Raw genomic sequence first — 24,360 nt, 5'->3', positions numbered from 1 at the left:
AAACCTCCATAAAATTTTATATAATATAACCTATACATTATTTGTATAGGCTACTTATATTTAATATACTGTGTTACTCATACTAAACACTTAATCCATAGTTTCTGCAAAGTGCTTCTAAGCCACCTTCAAATCCTGCTCCAACTGCACTAAACTTCCATTCTCCATTATATTTATATATCTCACATACTGTAATTGCAGTCTCTATACTAAATTCTTCGCCTAAGTCATATCTTAATATTTCTTCGTCATTTTCAGAATTTAAAACTCTTATATATGAGTTGCTTACTTGTCCAAAGTTTTGTTTTCTTTCAGCAGCTTCATATATTGTAACTGTTACAGCTATTTTTTGTATATGCTTTGGCATTGTATCTAAGTTTACTAATATTTCTTCGTCATCTCCATCACCTTCACCAGTTCTATTATCACCTAAATGCTCAACTGCTCCAGATGAATGTTTTAAGTTATTATAGAATATAAAATCTTCATCTCTTTCAACTCTTTGAGATTCTCCTACCATAAAAACACTGACATCTAAATCGTAATCATAACCACTATCGAATGAATTTGTATCCCATCCTAATCCAAGTTTAATATTTTTAAGACCTGGATTTCCCTTAGTTAAATCAATTTTTTGTCCTTTTTTTAATACTATAGCCATGGAAAATACCCCCTCTAGTTTATTATATTTAAAATTATAAGTTTATTCCAAAGTTTCCACATAAAGCAGCAAGGCCACCTTCAAAACCAGAACCTAGTGCGTTAAATTTCCATTCTCCATTGTGTTTATATATTTCGGCTACTACTATAGCTGTCTCTATACTAAAATCTTCACCTAATTCATACTTTATTAGTTCTTCATTTGTATCTTTATCTACTATTCTTATATAAGAATTGCTTACTTGCCCAAAATTTTGTGTTCTTTCTGTTGCATCATGAATTGTAACTGTAAAAGAAATTTTGCTTATTTCTCCAGGAATCTTAGATAAATCAACAACTATTTGCTCATCATCTCCATCACCTTCACCAGTTCTATTATCACCTAAATGTTCAACTGCTCCAGAAGTATGCTTTAAATTGTTGTAAAATACAAAATCTCCATCATTAGTAACACTTCCACTTACTCCTGTTAAAAATGCTGCTGTATCTAAGTCAAAGTCAAATCCACCATCATACTTGTTAGTGTCCCATCCTAACCCTACTAAAATATTTTTAAGCCCTGGGTTTCCTTTAGTTAAATCAACCTTTTGGCCTTTTGATAATGTTATACCCATAATTTATCGCTCCCTTGTTAATTTTAGCTAAACAAATCTTGCTAATTATTTATCTTTTTCTTTAATCATATTATAACATTTTTTATTCATTTGTGAATAAAACTTAGTTGATATTTTTAAAATATAATTAAAAAAATGTTTATATTTCTTACTTTTTACATAGATTTTACATATTTTTTTAAAGAGATAAAATCTATGTTTAATATGTAATTATATATCATTTATATCTACAAGTATACATTTTATTTTGAAACTACAAAATTCTTGTACTATATTGTTTTAAGATGTTTTATAATAGATTATATCATCTTATTAGAGGAGAAAAAATATGATTTGTACTATTAAACCATTAAAAGTTGTAATAAAGAATTCAAAAGAGCCTTTAAATGAATTTATGTCTAGTAAGTCTTATACAAATAAGAGTTCTTCTTATATTAAAGAAGTCTACTTTACACGATATATAGGTATTGAAGATTCTATTGATAAATACATAAAAAACATCAAAAATATAGATACTCATCTTTTTAATAATACAACTGTTCCCTATATTAGGCTAAACAACTTAAATATAAATTTTGATAAATCCCAAACAGATAAGATGCTCAATACTTTCAATACTTATAATGATGCTAAATTTAACAGTTGGAGCTTATACAATATTGAATTTCCTTGTAAAATAGAAAATGATACCTTAGATTGGACAAAAAAAATTGCATTTAAAAGTACATTAGAGTTGTTTTCTAAAAACACACCAAATTCAACACCTTCTATTGTTAAAAACTTTGCTGTTAAACTTTTATGTTGGATAGATTATTTTCTACCCAAATTATTTTATAATAAAGTCAAAATTGATGTTTCACCCAAAGTAGTGTATTTTGGAAATATTAAAAGACAGGAACTTTTTTTCTTGTATTTTTTATCACAGCTTGGATGTGATATTTTGTACATAAATCCTCATAAAGATATCCTTGATTTATATCCTGAATGTTCTAGATTTTCTACTTTAGTTGAACTTTCTAAAAAAAGTCCAACTATGCTAGATATACCTTTAGAAAAATTAAATACAGATATAAATAAGAATATCAATAATAACAAAACTTATACGCCTATAAATAAACCTCAATCTGAACAAACTTCTGTTGACACAAGCTTTACATCTGGAAAAAATAAAAAAGATAAAGAAATAGAACTTACATATGAAGAACTCGCAAAATTATCAACTTCTGTTGTTATGATTGTTGTGTGTGATAATGAAAATAAACCATTCAAGAGTGGTTCTGGAGTAGTCATAAATAGTGAAGGTTATATACTTACAAATCTCCATGTAGTTAATGAAGGCTATTCATTTTTAGTTAGATTTGAAAATGATGATAAAGTTTATACATCGTATCAAATCATAAAGTACCACTCAGATTATGATTTAGCTGTAATAAAAGTTGATAGAAAATGTAAAGCGATACCAGTCAAGGTCAGCAAAAAACCTGTAAGAGGTCAAAAAATAGTTGCGATTGGAAGCCCTTTAGGTCTTTTCAATACAGTTTCAGATGGAATTATCTCTGCTTTTCGTGACTTTGAAACAGTTCAAATGATACAATTTACAGCTCCAATCTCTAGTGGTAGTTCTGGAGGGGCTCTTTTAGATATGTTTGGCAATTTACTTGGATTAATTTCTGCTGGGTACGATGATGGACAAAACTTAAATCTAGCAGTGGAAAGTCATCTTGTCAAAATATTTGCCAGTAATTTTATCGAAATAATAAACTAATTTGCTCTTGCTTCATGCCAATAGAGGGGGCGAGAACATTATATATGTTCGCCCTCTGTATGTCATGCAAAAATTAATATTTGATGTTTTTATGCTCTATAAACAATTGATACCATAGACAAAATGTAAATATAGTCCATATTTTTCTTGAATTATCTTTGTGACCTTTTAGATGTTCATCTAAAAGTTTTATTATATATTTTTTATCAATAAACTCGTCTACATTTGCATTAGAAATAGTATCTCTTACAACATCGCCTAAATCATCTTTTAACCAAACTCTTATTGGCGTTGGAAATCCTAATTTTTTTCTCTGAATAACATGTTCTGGTACTATATCTTTAAAGGACTCTCTAAGTAGCACTTTTGTATTATTTTTTGTTATTTTTTGTTCAACTCTTAAATTTTTTGCTACATCAAATACATCTTTATCTAAAAAAGGTACTCTAAGTCCTAGATGCTCAGCTACAGAGAATTTATCAACTTTTTGAAGTATATCACCTTGAAGCCATGTATTTACATCTATATGTTGCATTTTACTTATATAATCGTAATTATTTTTCTGCGCTTCTCTGTATAAATTTGATAATAAATACTCATGTATATTCTTTTCCTTATATTTAAAAAAGAATCTTTTCACTTCATTATTTTCAAAAATCTTCGCATTTCCTATATATCTCTTTTCTAAAGGTGTTGTAGCTCTGTAAAGATAATTTTTGCCTTTTATATTAGGCATAAGCTCTGAAACTCTATTTAATACACCTCTAATATACACTGGTGAGTTTATAACTGATTTCACATTATTATATTCCTTGTATACATTGTATCCTCCGAATAATTCATCAGCACCTTCTCCAGACAACGCTATTTTAACATATTTACTAGCTTCTTTAATTAAAAAATAAAGACCTACTCCTGATGGGTCTGCCACAGGGTCATCCAAAAAATAAATTACACTAGGCAATGCTTTTATATAGTCATCTTGTGTTATGTTAAGTGGAATGTTTTCTATGCCCAATTTATCAGCTGTTTTTTTAGCTATTTCCAATTCACTATATCCTTTAACATTAAAACCTAGTGAAAAAGACTTTATATTTGGATTAATTTGTGAAGCTATAGATGTTATAATTGATGAATCTATACCACCAGACAAAAATGTTCCAACAGGTTTATTTTCTGATACCTGTCTTCTTACCGAATCTATTACTACATTTCTCACTTCTTCTTCGCCTATATCTCTATTTCCTAAATGGTTCTTACTGTAAAAAAATTTTGTACTACTCCTAAATTCAAGTTTATTATATCTCTTTAAAGATAGTATTCCATTTTCCACTCTAAAAAAATGTCCTGCTGGTATCAATCTTATCCCTTGTATCATAGTATCTTCAGGAAGAACATATTGAAACGAAAAATAACTCTGTAAACTTCGTTCATTTATGTTTAGTTTTTTAATATACTCCAGTATAAATTTATATTCTGATGCAAAGATTATCACTTTTTCTTTATTTATATAGTAAAGTGGTTTTATTCCAAATAAATCTCTTGCCCCAAATATACTTTCATCTTTTTTATCATATATTATAAAGCTAAACATCCCTTTTATCTTATGTACACAATTTTTTCCAAATGCTATATAAGATGTTAATAAGATTTCAATATCACTATCTGTAGAAAAGCTGTACCCTTTTTTAATCAATTCTTCTTTTATCTCACAACTATTATATATCTCACCATTTAAAACTATAACCTTTCCATCTTTTTCAAATGGTTTAACTCCATGTATAACATCTATTACATCAAATCTATTAAAATCAAACTCTTTTTCCTCACCTTTTAAGTATTCTCTACTATCAAGACTTATATGATTTATATTATTTACAGATTCTTTTATTTTAAATTTAATATCTTCTTTTCCAGATATATCTCCTTTATAATAAATTGAAATATTGCCACACATATTATCAAATTTCCTTCCTATTTTTTAGTATTATCCTGTATTTCATAGTTTTGTCTTTGCCTTCAAAACTTATTCAATTTTAAAAAAATTACTATCAAATTTTTATAAATTATCTGCTAATCTTTCATAATTTTTTAATTTCTAGAAATACTATATTAGGAGGTGATTTTTATGAAGAAAAAAATGTTAATACCAGTTATTATGTCTTTATTTATACTTTCACAGTGTATAACTTTATTTGCTTTTACACCCGAAAATAACAAGTTTAAGGTTAAACCATTACCTTATGCTTATGATGCACTTGAGCCCTATATAGATAAAGAAACTATGATTTTACATCATGATAAACATTATCAAGCTTACGTTGATAAGTTAAATGCAGCTCTTGAAAAATATCCTGAGCTTTATAATTATTCTTTATGTGAATTATTACAAAACTTAGATTCTTTACCTAAAGATATTGCTACAACAGTAAGAAATAATGCAGGTGGTGCTTACAATCATAAATTCTTTTTTGATATAATGACTCCTGAAAAAACTATACCTTCTGAATCTTTAAAAGCAGCTATTGACAGAGATTTTGGTTCTTTTGAAAAATTCAAAGAAGAATTCCAAAAAGCAGCTTTAGATGTTTTTGGTTCTGGTTGGGCTTGGCTAGTAGCTACTAAAGATGGTAAATTGTCCATTATAACTACTCCAAACCAAGATAGTCCTGTAAGTAAAAACTTGACTCCTATCATAGGTCTTGATGTTTGGGAACATGCTTACTATTTAAAATATCAAAACAGAAGAAATGAATATATTAACAATTGGTTTAATGTAGTTAATTGGAATGGAGCTTTAGAAAATTACAAAAATTTAAAATCTCAAGATTAATTAAATATTAAAATCCTTTTGAAAAAAACTTATGTTTGCTATATAATATAATAAAAGATAGTCTAAATTTACCAATATTATGTTTATAGTGACGATTCAGGAGGATTTTTATATGATAAAAGAAACACATGAAAGGGGAGGATATATATTAGCACTTTTGATACTCCCCTTTATAAATAATATATATTTAGTCAAATACGATACTACATATAAAATAGTATTAATTATAGTCTATATATATTTTGCATATTTAGGTTCATTATTTCCAGATATAGATATGAGAGGTTCTTACATAAGCAAAAAGTTTATATTAATTTACAAGTTATTTGGAAGTAGGTTTAGACACAGAGGGTTTACTCATAGTCTTCTTGCCTTATTACTCATTGGTAGTTTTTTTAAGTCTCTAACAATCTTTACTAACAACAATATAGTTTTTTCATGTCTGTCTAGTGGATTTATAATAGGATATTTTTCTCACATGTGTCTTGACCTTATTACGAAAGAAGGTATCGAATTGTTTTTTCCCATTACTATAAACATTTCCTTACTCCCTATAAAAACTAGCTCGAAAACAGAAAAATTCATATCTAAACTTTTAAACTTCATAGTTATTTTTTTAATCGGATATCAATTTTACATTTTATTTTAATATATTTTTATAGCTATATATTTATAAATCAATTAATAAATTAAAAAAATTGTCTTAAAAGAATACTTTTAAATTTAAAATTTATTTAAATCTAATTCTTTTAAGACAATTTTATTTTTTTGACAAGTTAAATTCTTTTGTTATTTCTATCATTATCGTGTTTTTTATGATGAAATTCATAATTATGATTTTCAAGGTTTTTATTAACTTTACTTCCAATTTTCCATGATAAAAATACTAGTAGTATAAATGATGCTATCTTTAGTGGGCTTGTTATAAATCCTTCTATATCACTTGCCACATAACTTATTACTATAAACATTACAAATTTTCCTGCCAACATTGCTGGAACAAAATCTTTTATATCTTTTTTACAAAAAGCTGATGCAACAGTAACTAAACATCCAGGCATAAATGGACAAGCATATGCTATAAATAGCAGTTTAAATCCCTGTTTGTCCATCCAACTTATTGCTCTTTCAGTTTTACTATTTCTCAACTTATTAAAAAGTCTACTATCAGTAAATCTACTTATTAATAAAAATAATGAGGTTGTCCCAAGCCCTGAGCCAATCCATGATAACAAACACCCAAGTAATAACCCTTGTATCGCAGCATTTGCTGTAACTATCGCCACAAGTGGTAAGGCTGGTATAAAGCTTTCTATAAATGCACTTAATAAACCAATTATTGTGGCTAACACCCAATAGTTTTGAGTTAAATCAAGTAATTCTTGTATATACTGCATATTGCTTTTCCCCTTTTTTTAACTTTAACTATTATTATATACTCTATATTACTATTACATACCAATTTCAAAAAGGAATCTAATATTCAAAAGTAAATAATTTATGTAAATTTACAGTTAAGGTATATTTATTTTATTATATATTATAACAAAAAAGTCTTAAAATATGAATCTATCATATTTCAAGACTTTTTCTTTTTATCTGGATATATTTAAACTATAGTATATCTGACTTCATAATATCTTCAAAGTCCCCTTTTTCAGATATCAATCTTATCAATTTAACAGTACAACTTAAATCATTTATAAGTATAGCTCCTACTAATGAACCATCTTTCATAAATAACTTTTTATATACTCTTTTACCTTCATCTTTTGATGAAATTTCTTTATCAAAATCTTGTATATTACCAATACTAAATACTTTAACATTCATTGCATCTAATGAAACTGGATATACATCACTTTCAAATTTCAAACTATCTCCACTTGCATTTGCTCCTGCTATTTTTCCCATTTCTACTGAAGATGGCCATATTGCTAGACTAGTATTTCCTACTTGTGCAACATCTCCACAAGCATATATATCTTTAACAGTTGTCTGTAATGTATTATCTACAACAATACCTCTATCAATTTTTACAGATGTATCTTGAACCATTTGAGTATTTGCTCTCACTCCAATTGAAAAGACTACCATATCACAGTCAACACTATTGCCATCTTTAAATACAACTTTTTGAGCCTTTCCATCACCATCAATACCATCAACTGCCACACCTAATCTTACATCTATGCCTGTATCCCTTACACATTGTTCTAGTATTTTACTTCCTTCTTTATCAAGTTGTTTTGATAATATACCATCCATTGCTTCAACTACTACTACTTCTAAGCCTTTTAATTTGAATTCCCATGCTGCTTCAAGACCTAATAGTCCTCCACCAATTACTACAACTTTCTTAGACTTCTCTAATGCTTCTTTTACATTATATAAGTCTTTTATATTTCTAAGTGTAAATACATTTTCTAAATCATGACCTTTAATTGGTGGTATGAAGTTTCTACTTCCTGTAGCTATTACAAGCTTATCAAATTTAATAGCACCATCATTTACTACAATAGTTTTATTTGCTTCATCTAATTTATCTACATTTGTTCCTAATATTACTACTATATTGTTTTCGTCATACCAAGCTTTATCTTCCATATAGAAATCAGAATTAAGTTCTTCATTTATACCATCAGAAAGTGCAGGTCTGTAGTAAGTTAACTCCTCCTCATTAGAAATCATAGTTATCTTACAAGTCTTATTTCTTTTTCTTATAGCATCTGCTGCATAGAAACCAGCTGCACCATTTCCTACTATAACAAAATATTCATCAGTATCTTTTCTAAAAGTAACCTCATCTTCTTCAACTTCTATAAATTGGTCCTCTTTAGCTCCACATACAGGGCATATACTAGGAGCACTATCTCCTTCAAATACTTCGTTACAAATTACACATTTAAACTTTTTAGTTTTCTTTTTACTTCCAAAAGTAGAGTTTAACTTATCTAAGAATTTTCCTGTATAAGCATATAATTTGTCAACTTCTTCTCCTGATGGTTTAAAGTTAACAGCAAATGGTTTCACTGTTGTCATTCTAAGCTGATTGATTCTCTCCATAGCATTTTCTATACCTTCTCCACTCCATCCATATGAACCAAATACTGATGCAACTTTTCCACCATGAAGAACTGGATTTAAATATACTAATATATCCCATATAGGTTTTAACGCATCTCCTAATATTGTTGGTGTTCCAAATAATACACCTTGTGATACTGCTATTTTAGCTAGAATTTCTTCTTGCTTATGTTCTATTACATCAAATAAATTCACTTTATAATTGCTATTTTTTTCAATATATGATTTTATAGCTTCTGCCATGATTTTTGTATATCCATGTGCAGAAACATAACAAATTGTAACTTCTTTTTCTAATTTTACTTGTTCATTTACACTCCAATTATAATAAAGGTCTATAATTTTTCTAGGATTTTCAGTCAATACTGGTCCATGACCTGGACACACTGTGTCTATATCTAAATCTTTTATCTTTTCTATAGCAGTTACCATAGATGGTTTAAATGGTCCCATTATACAATCATAATAATATCTTAAAGCATCTAAGTAATCCTTTTCTTCATCTTCATTAAGAGTGTTTACTATCTTATCATTACTATAATGACTTCCAAATGAATCACATGTTACAAGGGTTTTATCCTCTTTTATATATGTGTATATAGTATCTGGCCAATGAAGCATAGGTACAGAGAAGAATTCTAAAGTTTTATCACCTATTGATAGCACATCTCCATCTGCAACTGCAATATATTCAAAATCTTTGTTTACGATTTCCTTTAGATACTTAATGGCAGTTTCTGAAGCTACTACTTTTGCATTTTTTGCTAAATCTAAAAGTTTTTCAACGCTTCCTGCATGGTCTGGTTCAGTATGACTTACCACAATATAGTCAATTTTTTCAAAATCTATATTTAAATCATTTAATCTTTCAATATATTTGTCAAAATGTTTATCCTTCACTGTCTCAAATAAAACTGTTTTTTCTGTTCCTTTTAAAACATATGAATTATAAGTTGTTCCATAAGGTGTATACATAATTATGTCAAATACTCTTAAATCAGGGTCGAGCGAACCTACCCAATATAAATTTTCTTTTATTTTCAGTGATTTTAATGACATACCGTACTCCTCCTAAAATAATTATTTAACCTTTTTATACCCTATTTGTTATATTTTAAACAAATTTTATTTAAAAAAGAATTTATTTTAAAAGCAACTTAAAACTTTTAATCTTCTTTTTCTACCTCCAGTATAGTTCCTTTTTTAGAATCTACCTTTATGTCATATTCATTTTTTTCTTTATCTATTCTTATTTTATAAAAAGTAGCATCTAAATCTTTATCTAAACTCCATTCTTTTACTATTCCATCTTGTTCTTTTAATGCAATTTCCATAGCTTTTTGAGGTGTTATTATATCATTTAAATCTAATTTTTCTTCTCTAGCTTTACCATTTAAATCTTCTGAATCCAATTTTTCAGTTTTATCTTGTAATACATCCTTTGTATTAGCATCTATTTTCATCTTATACTCATTGTTATCATCTACACCTTCAACCGTATAAACATATTTATTTAAATCACTTTCAAGACTTAAATCTACTATATCAGCATCCTTATATTTGTCTTTAAATATATTTATTGCATCTGTGTAAGGTACTTTGAAATCTTGCTCCATTAAACTTTCATCCATTTTGCCATCTTTTAAATCACTATTTGATGCATTTGCTTCTTTTTTTGTGTCACCATTTTGAGGCGCTTGTCCTGAATTTGAATTTCCACTACATGCAGTTAATAAACCTGCAATAAGTATACTTGCTACTAATAAATATAGTTTTTTACACATAAAAATCCTCCTTAAATAATTAATTTATTCTATATTATACCCTTTAAATCCTTTATTTACCCTTTTATATTGCAGATACTTCTTACTTTATTTTAATAGTTTCAAGGCTTTACAATCTATACTTAAGAAGCTAAAAATCTATTTTAATATTACTTATATGAAAATTAACCTAAATAATAAGATATGAGTATAAATTTTTAAAGTTCTAATATAATACCTGTTTATAAATCATAATTATTCTTAAGAATAGAAATGTTGAATATATCGCTCAAAGATGAAATATTTTTAAAATCTATATAATATAATTTATTATACCAGAATTTTAAAATTTAAATCTATAAGATAGTAAAAATCATTATTAATTAAACATAAATATAAAAAATCTACATAAAGTAAATACAACTGAAAGGGATGCTATTTAAAGCATCCCTTTTATATAATTAAAAACTTAAATTTTATTTAGTTCTCTGACTGTTAAATCCATTTTAGGATATGGTATTGTAATTCCTTCTTCATCAAATCTAACTTTAACCTCTTCTAATAAATCCAGGTAAATTGTCCAATAGTCTTCTGTCTTACACCAAGCCCTAATTGCAAATTTAATTGCATTATCTCCATGTTCAACTATTCCTATAAATGGTTCTGGTTCATTTATTATTAATTTATGTTTGTTTACAATTTCTTTTAAGACTCTTCTAACATGTAATATATCATCTTCATATCCTACACTAAAAACCAAATCAACCCTTCTAGTATTTTTTGCAGAATAATTTATCAAACTATCATTTGATACAGAACCATTTGGTATAAGTATCTGTTTATTATCTGGAGTAGCTAATTGTGTATAAAAAAGACCTATTTGCTCAACTGTTCCTCCATGACCTGCTGCTTCTATGTAATCTCCTACTTTAAATGGTCTAATCAGAAGTATAATAAATCCTCCAGCAAAATTTGATAAACTACCTTGCAGTGCCAAACCTATCGCTACCCCTGCTGAAGCTATTACAGCAGCAAAACTAGATAAACTCATACCCCAGTATTCAAGAACAACTATTATAACAGCAACTTTAAGTACACTTAAAAGAAGAGATTTCAAAAACTTTCTTAACGTTAAATCAACATCTCTTTTACCAAGAACTGTCATGACATGGTTTACAATTTTTTTTATTATTTTAAATCCAATGGAAAGTATAAGTAGACCTATTATAAGTTTTACTCCACTTGTAGTTGCCCATTCCAAAAGGCTTTCCATCAAACCGCCCATGTCCATTTTATTAATATCTAGATTATTTAAATCTAACTTACTTATATCATCTATTTTTGTTGTATCCATAGAAAAAACTCCTTACTTTATATTTTAGAACCAATATTATAGTTTAAAGTTCTTATTTTTCTATTTAATATGATACAATATCATTTAATCATAGTAAACAAGATTTATATTCCAGTTAGCTCTTTTTTCTAAATCCAAACCCTCTATTATTTACAGAACTTTATGCTAAGTCACTCCGAAAATGCTACTTAGTTTTAAAATCATCATTTTTTACACCAATATGAGATGCTATTATAGTTATAATACTTAATACTATAAATATAATAAATCCTCTTTTGTATCCATCAACTGTATTGTAGAAATTTATTTGTAAAGATATAGCTATGATTAAATTAATAATACCGCTTCCTATAAATTCAAAGGTATTAATAACACTAGTTGCTAATCCAGAATAAATCTCTTTATTCTTATATTTAGCATCATTAAATACTTGTAAATGTGACATGACTATACACCCCATTATAAAAAATGCTACTGGTAAAAACATTATTGGTGGTTTTACTTTGAAAACAATTACAATTATTATCCATATAAATAAGTCTATCATTGCACCATATTTTATTATGTTAAACTTGCTAGACTTTATTTTTGCAAACATAAAATCCATAATTATTGAGCCAAATATAAATCCATATGTAAAAAATGATACTATAAATGCAGAAAAACTCTTGCTAACTCCATAAACGTCCATTATGTATCTTACTCCCCAAAGACTTGTAAATGCACTTGTTAAACCTACAAAAGAAAACATTATTATTGAATTATACCATGTTGACTTGTTGACTATAACAGACTTAATCCCCTCAATAATACTAATTTTTTCTGATTCTTCATAAATATCAACATTTACATTAAATCCATATTCTCTTGGTGTATCTCTAACAATAATATACATACAACATCCAATTAAAACACCTATTATACCTATTAATAAAAATGAATTTCTCCAACCAATAAATTCAGATAAAAATACTAGCGGAAAAGTAGCAAGAACTCCTCCCACATTTCCAACAAATGAGAACTTAGCTGTTGCAGAAGCAAACTCTGATTTATCAAACCATCTACCTTGAATTTTTAAGATACAAAGTAGTATTACTGATGTTCCTGCTCCTACAACTATACGAGAAATATATGCTAATTCTATATTTTGTATTAATCCAAATAATATAGAACCTACACTCGCTGTTATTATTCCAATACTACTAATTTTTCTTGCTCCATATTTATCAATTAATATACCTGCTGGTATTTGCATAAATGCATATGAGTAAAGGCAAAATGATGCTATATTTGATATTTGTATAGAATTAAACCCTAACTCTTTTGCTAAATTATCTGAGACAACAGCAGTTGACATCCTTAAAAATAAGACTAAAATAAATGAAAATGTAATTATGCCCCAAACACTCCATTTAGTCTTTGTATAACTTTTCATATTTTCTCCCTCAAATCCATGTAGTTTTAACTTTTATTACTCTGTTTGTAGACTTTCTATTTGCAGTATTTGCTTATAATAATTTTGTAATTATTTATCAAAATTTTTAGCATTCATTTCTATTATATAATACACATACACATTTAACCATATATAAGAATTTATTCCTGTTTACATAATACTCAATTGGTTACTTATTAAAGTAAACAAGAGCCATCTTTTAGGGTAGCTCTAAAAGATGGCTCTTTATAAAAATATCTATTCTAAATTTAAATTTCTATCTAGTATATATTTTGTAGCAACAAATAATATTACTAAAAGTATAATACTACCAAGTATAGCAAACATAAAATGAGAGCTTTGATATAAATGATAAATCATATTAGTATTTTCTCTTGGTAAAAATCTTTCAATTGTATTACCAACAGTTGATATTATCATATTTATAATTATAAAAGAAACAAATGCGGATACATTTCTATGTTTATTAAATCTTGGTAATTGCCCCATTGAAATTGCTGTGTATAGCAATAAAATGAATGAAGTATATGAAATAAGCATTGTTAATAATAACAAGAAAATATCTAAAAAGTTTTCAAATCCCAATTTAAAAACATTATTAAAAAAATCTAAAATCTCAGCAAATTCAATTCCAGAAGCACTAAAAAACATTAGTACTGAAAATGTAACTACTGCAACTATAAAACTAAGTACCGCATATATAAGTGCTGTTATACATTTGGATAATATAAGCGAACTAGTATTAACAGGAAGAGTAAACATTAAATAACCTTCATCTCCCAAAAGATTTTTTCTAAATCTTTGAATTGTAACTACAATAGTTAAAACACCTAGTGCCATAAAAAGACTTGTAAGTACAAGTATTCCTATTCCTTGTATTTGGAATATATCAATCTTCATAAATATTCCGTTTAATATAGCCACTACTATTATAGCTATATATAATGGTATAAACGTTCTTCCACTTGCCTTTAATTCATATTTTAATAGTTTTCCTAACATTTGAATTCCTCCCTAAATAATGCATCTATAGATTTACCTTTTTCCTCTCTTATTGCTTCAACATCTCCTTGTAATACTATCTCACCTTTAGATATAAATATTACTTCATCACATATATTCTCTATCTCACTTATTAAATGAGTTGCAATCAACAAAGTACTATCCTCAGAATAGTTTTTTAGTATAGTCTTAAGTATATATGACCTTGCAGCTGGGTCAACACCTCCAATAGGTTCATCTAAAATGTATATATTTGCTTTTCTTGACATGACTAGAATAAGTTGTACTTTTTCTTTAGTTCCTTTAGACATTGTTTTTAATTTTTCATTTACATCAATATCTAAACTCTTAATCATTTCATTTGCTCTTCTAACATCAAAATCACTATAAAAATCATAGAAAAATTTAAGTAAGTCTGATACCTTCATCCAGTCGTTTAAATAAGTTCTTTCTGGTAAGTATGATACTATTTTTTTTGTTTCTATAGATGGCTTCATTCCATTTATCATAATTTCACCATCATCAGGTTGTAACAATCCATTCATCAATTTAATCATTGTACTTTTACCACTTCCATTAGGACCTAACAAGCCAACTATTTTTCCTTTTGGTATATTCAATTCAACATTCTTTAAAACTTTTTTAGTTCCATAGCTTTTATTTACACCTTTAAATTCAACTATGTCATTTTGAGAAACATTATTTATATTTTTATCCATTTTATAATTCCCCTTTCAAATTTTCTGTTATAAGTTTTAACATTTCATCTTTGTCATATCCAAGTTTTACTAAAGTTTCTTTTAATGTGTTTATTTCAACATTGGCTATTTCCTCTTTCATAGCTTTTATTTTTTCCTTATCATCTGTTACAAATCTTCCTTTTGTTCTTTGGCTATAAACCAATCCTTGTCTTTCCAGTTCTGTTAAAGCTTTTTGCATTGTATTTGGATTAACTTCAGCATCCTCTGCAAGTGCTCTTACTGTTTCTAATTTAGAACCTATTTTTATTTCCCCTGAAACTATTTTTAACTTTAGATGTTCTACTAATTGTATATATATAGGTTTGTTATTATCAAGTTCCCATTCCATATTCATGCCTCCTCATTGTGTTATCATATTATTGTATTAATAACCTAATACAATAATATAATAATACAGCTCATATGTCAACTATTTTTAGATAAAATTATAAATATCTACAAGCTTTTTCATTTAAATATAGTTTTTATAAAAAATAGCATTTTAAAACCTATTATTAAATCTCAAAATCTTCAGGTTTGAATAGGTATAATACAAGAAATTTCCTTAATCACTATGTTTTTTGATATTTCATTTGGTATTTATTTTTCTCTTGTCTGGTTTAGAGATTTTCATTCAAGGCTACCAAATTTTATGTGAATCTATAAGAATATATGAAGTGAAAAAATATAATTGTATTTTTAGGTCTTGGTAGCCTTTATTATAATTATGTTCACATGCTATTACTTTTTTATCCTTTTAGCAAATTTTTCCTTAGCAAAATCGTATGACTCTTGTATCATTACTTTTAATTCTTTAAATGTTTTTTCTGAAGGATTTAAGACACATACCCATCCCATCCATGCGTAAACAGGATGAGGCATAATTGTATCCATTTTTTTAAAATCAAAGTCCATTTTCACAATTTGCCCAGCCTCTGGACGCTTTGGAATATAATCGAACATTTTAATAAATGTTTCCTTTTTCAAGCATACATTCACACGATAAACATTACTTCGGTTGAGTGATGAACTTTTGTCATTTTCACCATCTTTTTCTTTGATAGTAAGAACATATACTCCTTTCTTTAAAATACCATTAGGATTATAAAATATACCTCTTTCCCCCCAATTGTCTGTTAAAACAACATCATCTAAATTTGATACACAGTAATTGAATATATCATCAACTTTCATATTAAATATCCATCCTTTCTATAATATTTATATTGCTTTCAACATGATAATATCCTATCATATAATGGTGACAATAATTGTCACTATTATAAAAAAAGGAGTAGAAAAATGTCAAAGGCTGAGCGCTTAATTGAATTGATAATAACTATAAATGCAAAAAGAAATTTTACCTTGAGAGAATTGTCTGAAGAATTTTGTGTATCAAAACGAACGATACTTAGGGATTTACAAGCTTTAGAAAGCATGGGATTCCCTCTATATTCAGAAACAGGGGCAACAGGTGGTTATCATATGTTAAAAGAACGTATACTACCACCAATTACCTTTTCAGAAAGTGAAGCAAAAGCAATATTTTTTGCCTATCAATCATTAGCTTTTTATAGTGATTTGCCATTTGAACAAGAGAGAGTCTCTGTATTAAAGAAGTTTTTAAATTGTCTACCAGCAGATGTACAGCATAATATTACTCAAATACAAAATAAAATTGTATTCTGGACACCAGATAGACATTGCTCTTCTCCTTTGTTGAAAGAACTATTTAACATAATTACAAATAATTCTGCTCTTACAGTTCAATATTCATCAAATAAAAACCAAAGTATCCGAACTATTATCCCTGTTGGTTTATATGCAATGAATGGTCTTTGGTACTGTCCAGCGTATTGCTTAAAGTCAAAATCTATCCGTGAATTTCGTGTAGACAGAATTGAAAAGATTGTAAATATAGAAAATATAACAAGTTCAAAATACAGTATTCCAAATTCAATACATGAATATCTTGAAAATTTAGAAGTTGCTAAAGATTATCATATTAAAATTCAACTAACAGATATAGGAGTAAAACGCTGTGAGACAGAATTTCTATTAGCAAAAGGATTGACTATTTTTCCTAATGGTGGCTACATAGATATGTATATCTCAAAAACAACACTAAACTGGGTAGCTGAATATTTCTTGTCATTTGGAAAAGAGGCCACAGTACTAGAACCAATTGAGCTTAAAACATTGATAAAATCAAAAGTTCAGGAATTATACAATCATTACTGCAAAATAAATACTGAAATGTAATTTCAATAGATGCCACCAATAGATACTACATTCTAGTGTTTTAGTTAATCTATATGAGGTAAGACTATATTTATATTTGTTAATGTTTACATATTTTAATAAATAGATGTATAAAAATCCACATAAAAAATGAACACTAGATTAGAGTTCATTTTTAATATAACTTATTTATTTTTTATAAAGTAAATTGATTATTCTTTTGCTGAAGTGTATGCAATCAATTTTTCAAATTCTTCAATTGGCATTGGTTTTCCAAATAGATATCCTTGTGCCATATCACATTTGACTTCCTTCAAAAGTTTAAACTGTGCTTCTGTCTCTACACCTTCAGATATTACTTTCATCCCCAATTCCTTTGCCATCTCTACAACTTTAGTAACAATTATTTTACTTCTCTTACTATTATATGTTTCCATGATAAATTTTTGGTCAAGTTTTAAGATATCCATAGGAATTTCTTTTAACATATTTAATGATGAATACCCTGAACCAAAATCATCCATAGATATTAAAAAGCCTATCTCTTTTAAATTATTCATTATATCAATTAAAATATCAAAATTATCAAATATAATACTCTCAGTTAATTCAAGTTCTATATATTTTGCAGGTATATTGTACTTATCAATTATATTTTTATAGGTTTCTATAAAATTATTGCAATATAAATGGATTCTTGAGACATTAACTGAAATAGTTACTGGGTTTATACCTGCATCAATCCATTTTCTAAGCTGTATACAAACTTCTTCTAGTACATATAAATCTAAATTTATTATAAAACCATTTTTCTCAAAAAATGGTATAAACTCACTTGGAGGAATTAATCCCTTATCACGATTTTTCCATCGTACAAGTGCTTCCGAACCTTGTATTTCTCCTGTATTTAGTTCTATTTTAGGTTGCAAATATACTATGAACTCTTTATTTTCTAAGCTTGAGAACATTGTATTTTCCATCTCTTTTTCTTTTATTTCTTGATCATGAATCTTGTTGTCATAAAATGCATATGAACTTTTATGTCCTCCTTTTGCCATTTTATGAGGTATATTAGCTCTATCTATTATTGGGTTGATATCTTTATCTTCTGGAAGTATAAAGTATATTCCACAGCTTAAAACCAATTTATATTTTTCTTCCTGATTATTATTAAATAAATCCAATTCTTTAAATATACATTCTAATCTATTTATTATATCTTCTTCTTCTCTATATTTCATAATTATTGTGAAATTATCAGCAGATATCCTTGCAAATATTTCTTCTTCAAATATATTATGTTTAATAATATTTGTTAAACTACATAAAATTTTATTTCCCACTTCATATCCGAACAAATCATTTATATACTTAAATTTATCAATATCTATATATAATAACGCATATTTCTCTTGAGTGTTTTTGCTTAATATTTTTTTAGCATCAATTACAAATTTATCCATAGTACTTGCTCCTGTAAGACCATCTGTATACACGATATTTTGTAATTTAACTCTTAAACTTAATTTATCATATACTATATAAAAAATAAGTACTAGACATATTATCGTCATAGTAAATATTATCTGCAATGCATAGTAGCTAATAAATTGTTTATTAAATAAGTTGAATTCAAAGTTATTTATGGAGTTATTTTTATAAAGCTTATGTAAAGAATAGACTGGTGTTGTATATTTAACTTGTAAAATTATACAAATAAATAAAAAAACCATTAATTTTTTTTGTAATTTCCTCATAAAAATTTCCTCCCATTAAAGCACCTCTATTTGATTATAAACCACTAGCAAATAAACACATTCCAAAAGTTTCCATTTCTTGTAAAATGGATAGTTTTTAGTAAAAATCAATATAATTATAATATAAAAATAAAACTTTTCAGAAAATTCATATAAAAAGATTGACTTTTTATCAATAATTATATGCCAAAATAATCCAATTTATTTTCTATTATACCGATATGAAATGTATAAATCAATAGGAAAGACAACTAATATAACATATTCTATATATATAGTATAACAAAATTTTACAAATTTTAAAGTAAATATAAACTATCCATTTTACAAGAAATGACTACTTTTTATTAAAATACAGTATTTGCAACATATTTACCTTTAAAATTCTATTCTATTTTTCTTCTTCTATTCATTTCCACAAATCAACACTTAATTTTCATAACAAACTAAATTGAATAATATTTAATTTGAATTTTTTAATATGTTACTTTCACTTAATTTTTTAAGGTCATTTTTTAAATATAAACTCTTTATAAATTCATTTATATAATTAAAATATTATATAAATGAATTTATAAAGAGTTTATATAATGAAGAAATAAATAAAATAACACTAAAGTATATATAAATAAAGTAATACTTATATATTTTAGTGTTATTTATTATCTCAATATATTTAAGAAATTTATATTTAATTTTTTAAATCTTTTCTATATAAAAGTCTCCTTCCTAATATAACCAATATAAAACTTATTACAAGAATTAAAACAAATTTAAACATATTTAAATTTGAAAAATCAACCTCAATAAACTTATATAAATTAGCTATATTTCCTGTTGCATAATGATTTACTATAACTGCTACACTATTATTTAAGAAATGTAATAACATTGATACAAATATAGAGCCCGACTTATATACACTGTATGCAAATATGATTCCTAATATTGATGTTGGAATTATTCTTATAAAATCCATATGCATAATACCAAACAATACTCCACTACAGATTATTGCTAACTTTACAGACTTAACTCCATTTTTTGATTTACTAAATGCAGAAAATATAAAACCTCTAAAAAATATTTCTTCACATATAGCTGGTAATAATCCTATTATCAATAAATTCAATAAAAATTTATCCTTCATAAACAGAGATTTATTTAAACTCTCAGCCACTTCCATATTTTGAGGAAATAAAAATAAAATTAACTGAGTTATAATCATAATAATGATGTATCCACCAATCCAAAGAACAACTCCTCCTAAGAGATGTTTTAATGTTGGAATCTTTATACTAAATACTTCTCTAAAATCAGCTTTGATATAATATGCAAATATTAGTGGTAAAGCAATTATCATAACTTGTGTCATTACAATACCTGCTGTTCCAAATTTAATTTGAACCAAAGAACCAGCATAAATTAAAAGAACTAATCCTACTGCATACAAAATAATCCCATCACTCACAGTTGGTATAGACCCTTTTTTTATATTACATCTTTTCTCCAAGAAAGAAAAACTCTTACTATTTCCAAAAAGTATTTCTTCAGAATTAAACATTTTAGACAGAAGTATAATTGCCAATATAACAAAAGCTATATTCGATGTTAAAACTAGTGCTATCAGATTTAAATCACTTTTAAAAGATAATACACTTTTTATAAGTAATGATATATTTACCACAGGTATTACAGCTGTTACTCTATCCAATACTATATTTGGTATCATAGAAACATAAGATGGTATCATAATAACCAACATAAGAGGAGTTATATAGTTTTGAGCATCTTTAAAGCTTTTTGCTAGTGAACATACACACATACTTATTGCTGCAACTACCATTGAAAACAGACATACACATATTAAAGTAGTAGCAATTGGTAAAATTAAATCTCCATAATTAAAATTTCCAAAACCAAACTGGCTACTAAGACCCCCACTCACTAAAATAAATGCCATCGTTAAGCCCATAGATAAAATATTTAAAATTGCTGTTACTATTGCACTAAGGGAAACAGCCATATATTTTCCCATGACTAATTCTAAATTTGATATTGGGAGTGTAAATAAAGTTTCTAGTGTACCTCTTTCCTTTTCTCCAGCCATAACATCTATTGCTGGATATATTGAACCAAGCAAAACTCCTATTATTAATATAAATGGCAATATCTGTCCTAAGAAGTAGCCTGCTACTTCTTCTGTTTTTGCAACATCTATAGTACTGTACTTTATAGGTTCTAATGTACTTTGTACATCCAGTCCTTTTTCAGATAAAGTATTCTCTATAGTAAATCTCTTGTATTTATCTAAAACAGTTTCAATTCTTTTTACAGAGTTAGACGAATTTTCCTGAGATGAATTCATATATATTTTATAACTCGTAGATGATTGCTTTTCTTCTATTTTTATGTAAGCATCAATTTTATTTTCTTCTAAAGACTTCTTATAATTATCAACACTTAATATTTTTATTTTGCCTTTATCATTTGTAGTATCTTTATTAGTCCCAGTATCGCCCTCTAAATTATTCTCCTCTTCAATCATTGATACAAGCACTTTATTAGGTGTACTATCAAAAGCTATATTAATATCTTTACTATTCATACTATTTGCAGACATATTCATTACTTGAATCATCAACAACATAAGCAAAGGATATAAAAGAAGTGGTATAACAATCATCATAAATAAGGTCTTTTTGTCTCTTAGTATGTCTAACATTTCTTTTTTGAATATGTATTTTACAATTTTACTTCTCATCTAAACCTCCTCCATTCTAGAAAGATTTATAAACACATCTCTCAGATTATTTACTCCCGATTCTTCTTTTAAACTTTTCGGTGTTCCTGATGCAATTATTTTTCCATTATGAATCATTAAAATCTTATCACATAAAATTTCTGCTTCTTCCATATAATGAGTTGAATAAAGTACGGTTTTTCCTATTAACTTTTCGTTTTTCATAAAGTCTATTATAGATGCACTACTCAAAACGTCAAGACCTAATGTTGGTTCATCAAAAATATACACTTTTGGGGAATGTATTAAACAACGAGCTATAGATGTTCGCTGTGTCTGACCAGTTGATAGATTTTCAATTCTATTGTCTATAAATTCATTCATATCCATTACTTTTACAACATTTTTAATCGACTCTTCTATTTCTTCTTTTGTCATTTCATATAAACTTCCAAAAGTTGTTAAAAGTTCTCTAGGAGAAAGTCTTCCATATAGCTTTGTATTTCCAGATAGATATCCTATTTCTTTTTTTGCTGAATTTTTATCTATTGAATAATCATATCCAGAAACACTTATATTTCCTGATGTTGGTGTTAATATTCCTCCTAGCATTCTAAGTAAAGTTGTCTTTCCAGCACCATTTGGTCCTAATATTCCGACTATCTCACCTTCTTCAACACTAAAAGAAACATTATTTACAGCAAGAAAGTCTTCTTTTTTAGTTTTAATTTTCTTTAATTTTTTTATTGAACTTTTATTTTTATCATCTTTTATAACTCTTGTAAAAGATTTACATAACTTATCTACCTCTATCATTTACCAATTTGCTCCTTTCTTATTTATAGATATATTTATATAAATATAACATATAAACCTTTTTTATATACTATTTTTTATTTTAAAATATCTTATTTATAAAAACATATCTATTTACATGACAAATTATTACTTTTTATTCTTTTATAATATGTATTAACTAATAGATATAAAATAACATATTAATTTTTAAAGTATTAATAAATATTATCAATAAAAAAAGTGTCTCTAATCATTTAAAAATCTTTCAGACACTTTTTTCTAATTTCTCTTTTATTTTATTATCTAACTTTTTTACCAAGTTTAAATACTGCTAAAACATCTGACATTACATCTATATTATCTATAGGATTGCCATTTACAACTATCACATCTGCTTTCTTTCCTTTTTCTAAAGTTCCATAATTTTTATCAATTCTTAAAAGTTCAGATGCAGTTTTTGTAGCTGCTACTATTACATCCATATTATCCATACCATAATCTGACATTAACTTCATTTCATAATATGTCTTTCCATGTTCATTATAAGAAGTTCCTGCATCAGAACCAACTGCAATTTTAATTCCTTTTTTGTACGCTTTTAAGAATGATTCTTTATGTGGAATAGCAACAATTTCGCACTTTCTAAGAGTAGCCTCAGTTATTCCACTTTCTTTTCCTGCATTTAAAATAAAATATGGTGCAGCAACTGTTGGAACTAGATATGTTCCTCTTTCAAGCATCAAATCAATTATTTCATCATCTAAATAAACACCATGTTCTATAGAAGTGATTCCTGCAAGCACTGCATTTTTTATACCAGTTCTTCCTTGTGCATGTGTAGCAGTTATTTTCCCTGCTTTTATAGCTTCATCTATAGCAGCCTTCATTTCTTCTAAAGTCAATTGTGGTGAACCTGGCTCAACACCATCAGTTGTTACACCTCCAGTAGCCATTATCTTTACACAATCTACTCCATTTTTTAAAACTGTTCTAGCTGATTTTCTACATTCATCTACTCCATCACTTTCAATACCAAAATAGTATCCATGTCCTCCTGTCATACATATAACTGGACCTGAAGTAACTATACCAGGACCATCTATAGACCCTTTGTCTATAAGATTTTTAAGCTGCACATCCACATATTTTGGACAACCTAGACTTCTAATATATGTTACTCCTGAATCTAAATATGCATCAAGTTGTTTTATTGTATTTACCACAAGCTCTACATCAGATACGTTCTCATAATAAACTTTTGGATTTCCTACTGGCTCCATTGTCAAATGCACATGACAATTCATAATTCCTGGCATAACAGTTTTATCTAGGTAATCATATACATCATATCCACTTAAATCTTCTCTTATATTTTCAATTTCAAGTATAGTATCTTCATCAATAATTATACCTTTATCCTTCATAATACTATTTCCTGTTCCCTGAACCTCCTATGACTAAAGTCACAGAGTTCCTGCTTCATAGAATTTTGCATACTAAAATATGTCTTACCAATTCTCCACAGGCTATCCCCGTAGTTCCTACGG

General features: G+C 27.0%; 20 protein-coding genes. 4 read left to right on the top strand and 16 right to left on the bottom strand.

Annotated features, from left to right (window positions below):
* Positions 1 to 82: 82 nt before the first annotated feature.
* A complete protein-coding gene (locus KGF46_RS09245) occupies positions 83 to 661 on the bottom strand; it encodes a TerD family protein (RefSeq protein ID WP_227829734.1) in 579 nt (192 codons plus the stop codon).
* A 34-nt stretch (positions 662 to 695) separates the two neighbouring features.
* On the bottom strand, positions 696 to 1,274 hold the full coding sequence (locus tag KGF46_RS09240) for a TerD family protein (RefSeq protein WP_227829735.1): 579 nt from the start codon (positions 1,272 to 1,274) through the stop codon (positions 696 to 698).
* 328 nt (positions 1,275 to 1,602) lie between these two features.
* On the opposite strand from KGF46_RS09240, the gene KGF46_RS09235 reads away from it, so the two are divergent.
* Positions 1,603 to 3,039, top strand: coding sequence for a trypsin-like peptidase domain-containing protein (locus KGF46_RS09235; RefSeq protein ID WP_227850443.1), 1,437 nt, complete (start codon positions 1,603 to 1,605; stop codon positions 3,037 to 3,039).
* Between the two features lie 73 nt (positions 3,040 to 3,112).
* Here KGF46_RS09235 and asnB read toward each other — a convergent pair whose 3' ends face one another.
* Positions 3,113 to 4,996, bottom strand: coding sequence for an asparagine synthase (glutamine-hydrolyzing) (gene asnB, locus KGF46_RS09230; protein ID WP_227861945.1), 1,884 nt, complete (start codon positions 4,994 to 4,996; stop codon positions 3,113 to 3,115).
* A 171-nt stretch (positions 4,997 to 5,167) separates the two neighbouring features.
* Between asnB and KGF46_RS09225 the strand changes: the two genes are divergently transcribed.
* Together KGF46_RS09225 and KGF46_RS09220 are read left to right on the top strand one after the other, a co-directional pair.
* The gene (locus KGF46_RS09225; protein WP_285891640.1) at positions 5,168 to 5,872 is read left to right on the top strand and encodes a superoxide dismutase; all 705 of its coding nucleotides are present in this window, start codon (positions 5,168 to 5,170) and stop codon (positions 5,870 to 5,872) included.
* 79 nt (positions 5,873 to 5,951) lie between these two features.
* Positions 5,952 to 6,521: a metal-dependent hydrolase gene (locus KGF46_RS09220; protein WP_413841334.1), complete on the top strand. Its 570-nt coding sequence runs from the start codon at positions 5,952 to 5,954 to the stop codon at positions 6,519 to 6,521.
* 127 nt (positions 6,522 to 6,648) lie between these two features.
* Here the strand turns inward: KGF46_RS09220 and KGF46_RS09215 are convergent, their stop codons facing one another.
* From KGF46_RS09215 to KGF46_RS09175, 9 genes are all read right to left on the bottom strand, one after another.
* Entirely contained in the window at positions 6,649 to 7,269 is a 621-nt protein-coding gene (locus tag KGF46_RS09215; RefSeq protein WP_227829739.1) for a TVP38/TMEM64 family protein, read from the bottom strand.
* Positions 7,270 to 7,486: 217 nt separating this feature from the next.
* Positions 7,487 to 10,018, bottom strand: coding sequence for an FAD-dependent oxidoreductase (locus KGF46_RS09210; RefSeq protein ID WP_227861944.1), 2,532 nt, complete (start codon positions 10,016 to 10,018; stop codon positions 7,487 to 7,489).
* Positions 10,019 to 10,125: 107 nt separating this feature from the next.
* Positions 10,126 to 10,743, bottom strand: a complete 618-nt coding sequence (locus KGF46_RS09205; protein WP_227841871.1) for a PepSY domain-containing protein — start codon at positions 10,741 to 10,743, stop codon at positions 10,126 to 10,128.
* 448 nt (positions 10,744 to 11,191) lie between these two features.
* The gene (locus KGF46_RS09200) at positions 11,192 to 12,076 is read right to left on the bottom strand and encodes a mechanosensitive ion channel family protein (RefSeq protein WP_227829742.1); all 885 of its coding nucleotides are present in this window, start codon (positions 12,074 to 12,076) and stop codon (positions 11,192 to 11,194) included.
* Between the two features lie 184 nt (positions 12,077 to 12,260).
* Positions 12,261 to 13,511 carry an MFS transporter gene (locus KGF46_RS09195; RefSeq protein ID WP_227861943.1) on the bottom strand — a complete coding sequence of 417 codons (1,251 nt, stop codon included), beginning with the start codon at positions 13,509 to 13,511 and terminating at the stop codon, positions 12,261 to 12,263.
* A 258-nt stretch (positions 13,512 to 13,769) separates the two neighbouring features.
* A complete protein-coding gene (locus KGF46_RS09190; RefSeq protein ID WP_227841873.1) occupies positions 13,770 to 14,534 on the bottom strand; it encodes an ABC transporter permease in 765 nt (254 codons plus the stop codon).
* A complete protein-coding gene (locus KGF46_RS09185) occupies positions 14,528 to 15,253 on the bottom strand; it encodes an ABC transporter ATP-binding protein (protein ID WP_227829745.1) in 726 nt (241 codons plus the stop codon). Before KGF46_RS09185 ends, KGF46_RS09190 begins: the two co-directional genes overlap by 7 nt.
* Position 15,254: 1 nt before the next feature.
* Positions 15,255 to 15,623, bottom strand: coding sequence for a GntR family transcriptional regulator (locus KGF46_RS09180; RefSeq protein WP_227829746.1), 369 nt, complete (start codon positions 15,621 to 15,623; stop codon positions 15,255 to 15,257).
* Between the two features lie 392 nt (positions 15,624 to 16,015).
* A complete protein-coding gene (locus tag KGF46_RS09175) occupies positions 16,016 to 16,468 on the bottom strand; it encodes a DUF6194 family protein (protein WP_227829747.1) in 453 nt (150 codons plus the stop codon).
* 108 nt (positions 16,469 to 16,576) lie between these two features.
* Between KGF46_RS09175 and KGF46_RS09170 the strand changes: the two genes are divergently transcribed.
* The gene (locus KGF46_RS09170) at positions 16,577 to 17,536 is read left to right on the top strand and encodes a helix-turn-helix transcriptional regulator (RefSeq protein WP_227829748.1); all 960 of its coding nucleotides are present in this window, start codon (positions 16,577 to 16,579) and stop codon (positions 17,534 to 17,536) included.
* A 191-nt stretch (positions 17,537 to 17,727) separates the two neighbouring features.
* Here KGF46_RS09170 and KGF46_RS09165 read toward each other — a convergent pair whose 3' ends face one another.
* The 4 genes from KGF46_RS09165 to KGF46_RS09150 form a co-directional block, all read right to left on the bottom strand.
* A complete protein-coding gene (locus tag KGF46_RS09165) occupies positions 17,728 to 19,272 on the bottom strand; it encodes a bifunctional diguanylate cyclase/phosphodiesterase (protein WP_227841388.1) in 1,545 nt (514 codons plus the stop codon).
* Positions 19,273 to 19,963: 691 nt separating this feature from the next.
* A complete protein-coding gene (locus tag KGF46_RS09160; protein ID WP_227841875.1) occupies positions 19,964 to 22,036 on the bottom strand; it encodes an ABC transporter permease subunit/CPBP intramembrane protease in 2,073 nt (690 codons plus the stop codon).
* Positions 22,037 to 22,831, bottom strand: coding sequence for an ABC transporter ATP-binding protein (locus tag KGF46_RS09155; RefSeq protein ID WP_227830478.1), 795 nt, complete (start codon positions 22,829 to 22,831; stop codon positions 22,037 to 22,039).
* Positions 22,832 to 23,112: 281 nt separating this feature from the next.
* Positions 23,113 to 24,237, bottom strand: a complete 1,125-nt coding sequence (locus KGF46_RS09150; RefSeq protein WP_227830477.1) for a metal-dependent hydrolase family protein — start codon at positions 24,235 to 24,237, stop codon at positions 23,113 to 23,115.
* Positions 24,238 to 24,360: the final 123 nt, after the last annotated feature.

The organism is Clostridioides sp. ZZV14-6153 (assembly GCF_020657855.1).
Lineage (GTDB): Bacteria > Bacillota > Clostridia > Peptostreptococcales > Peptostreptococcaceae > Clostridioides.
Note: the sequence above shows the minus strand (reverse complement) of the source record. Positions and strands in the feature narration are given on the sequence as shown.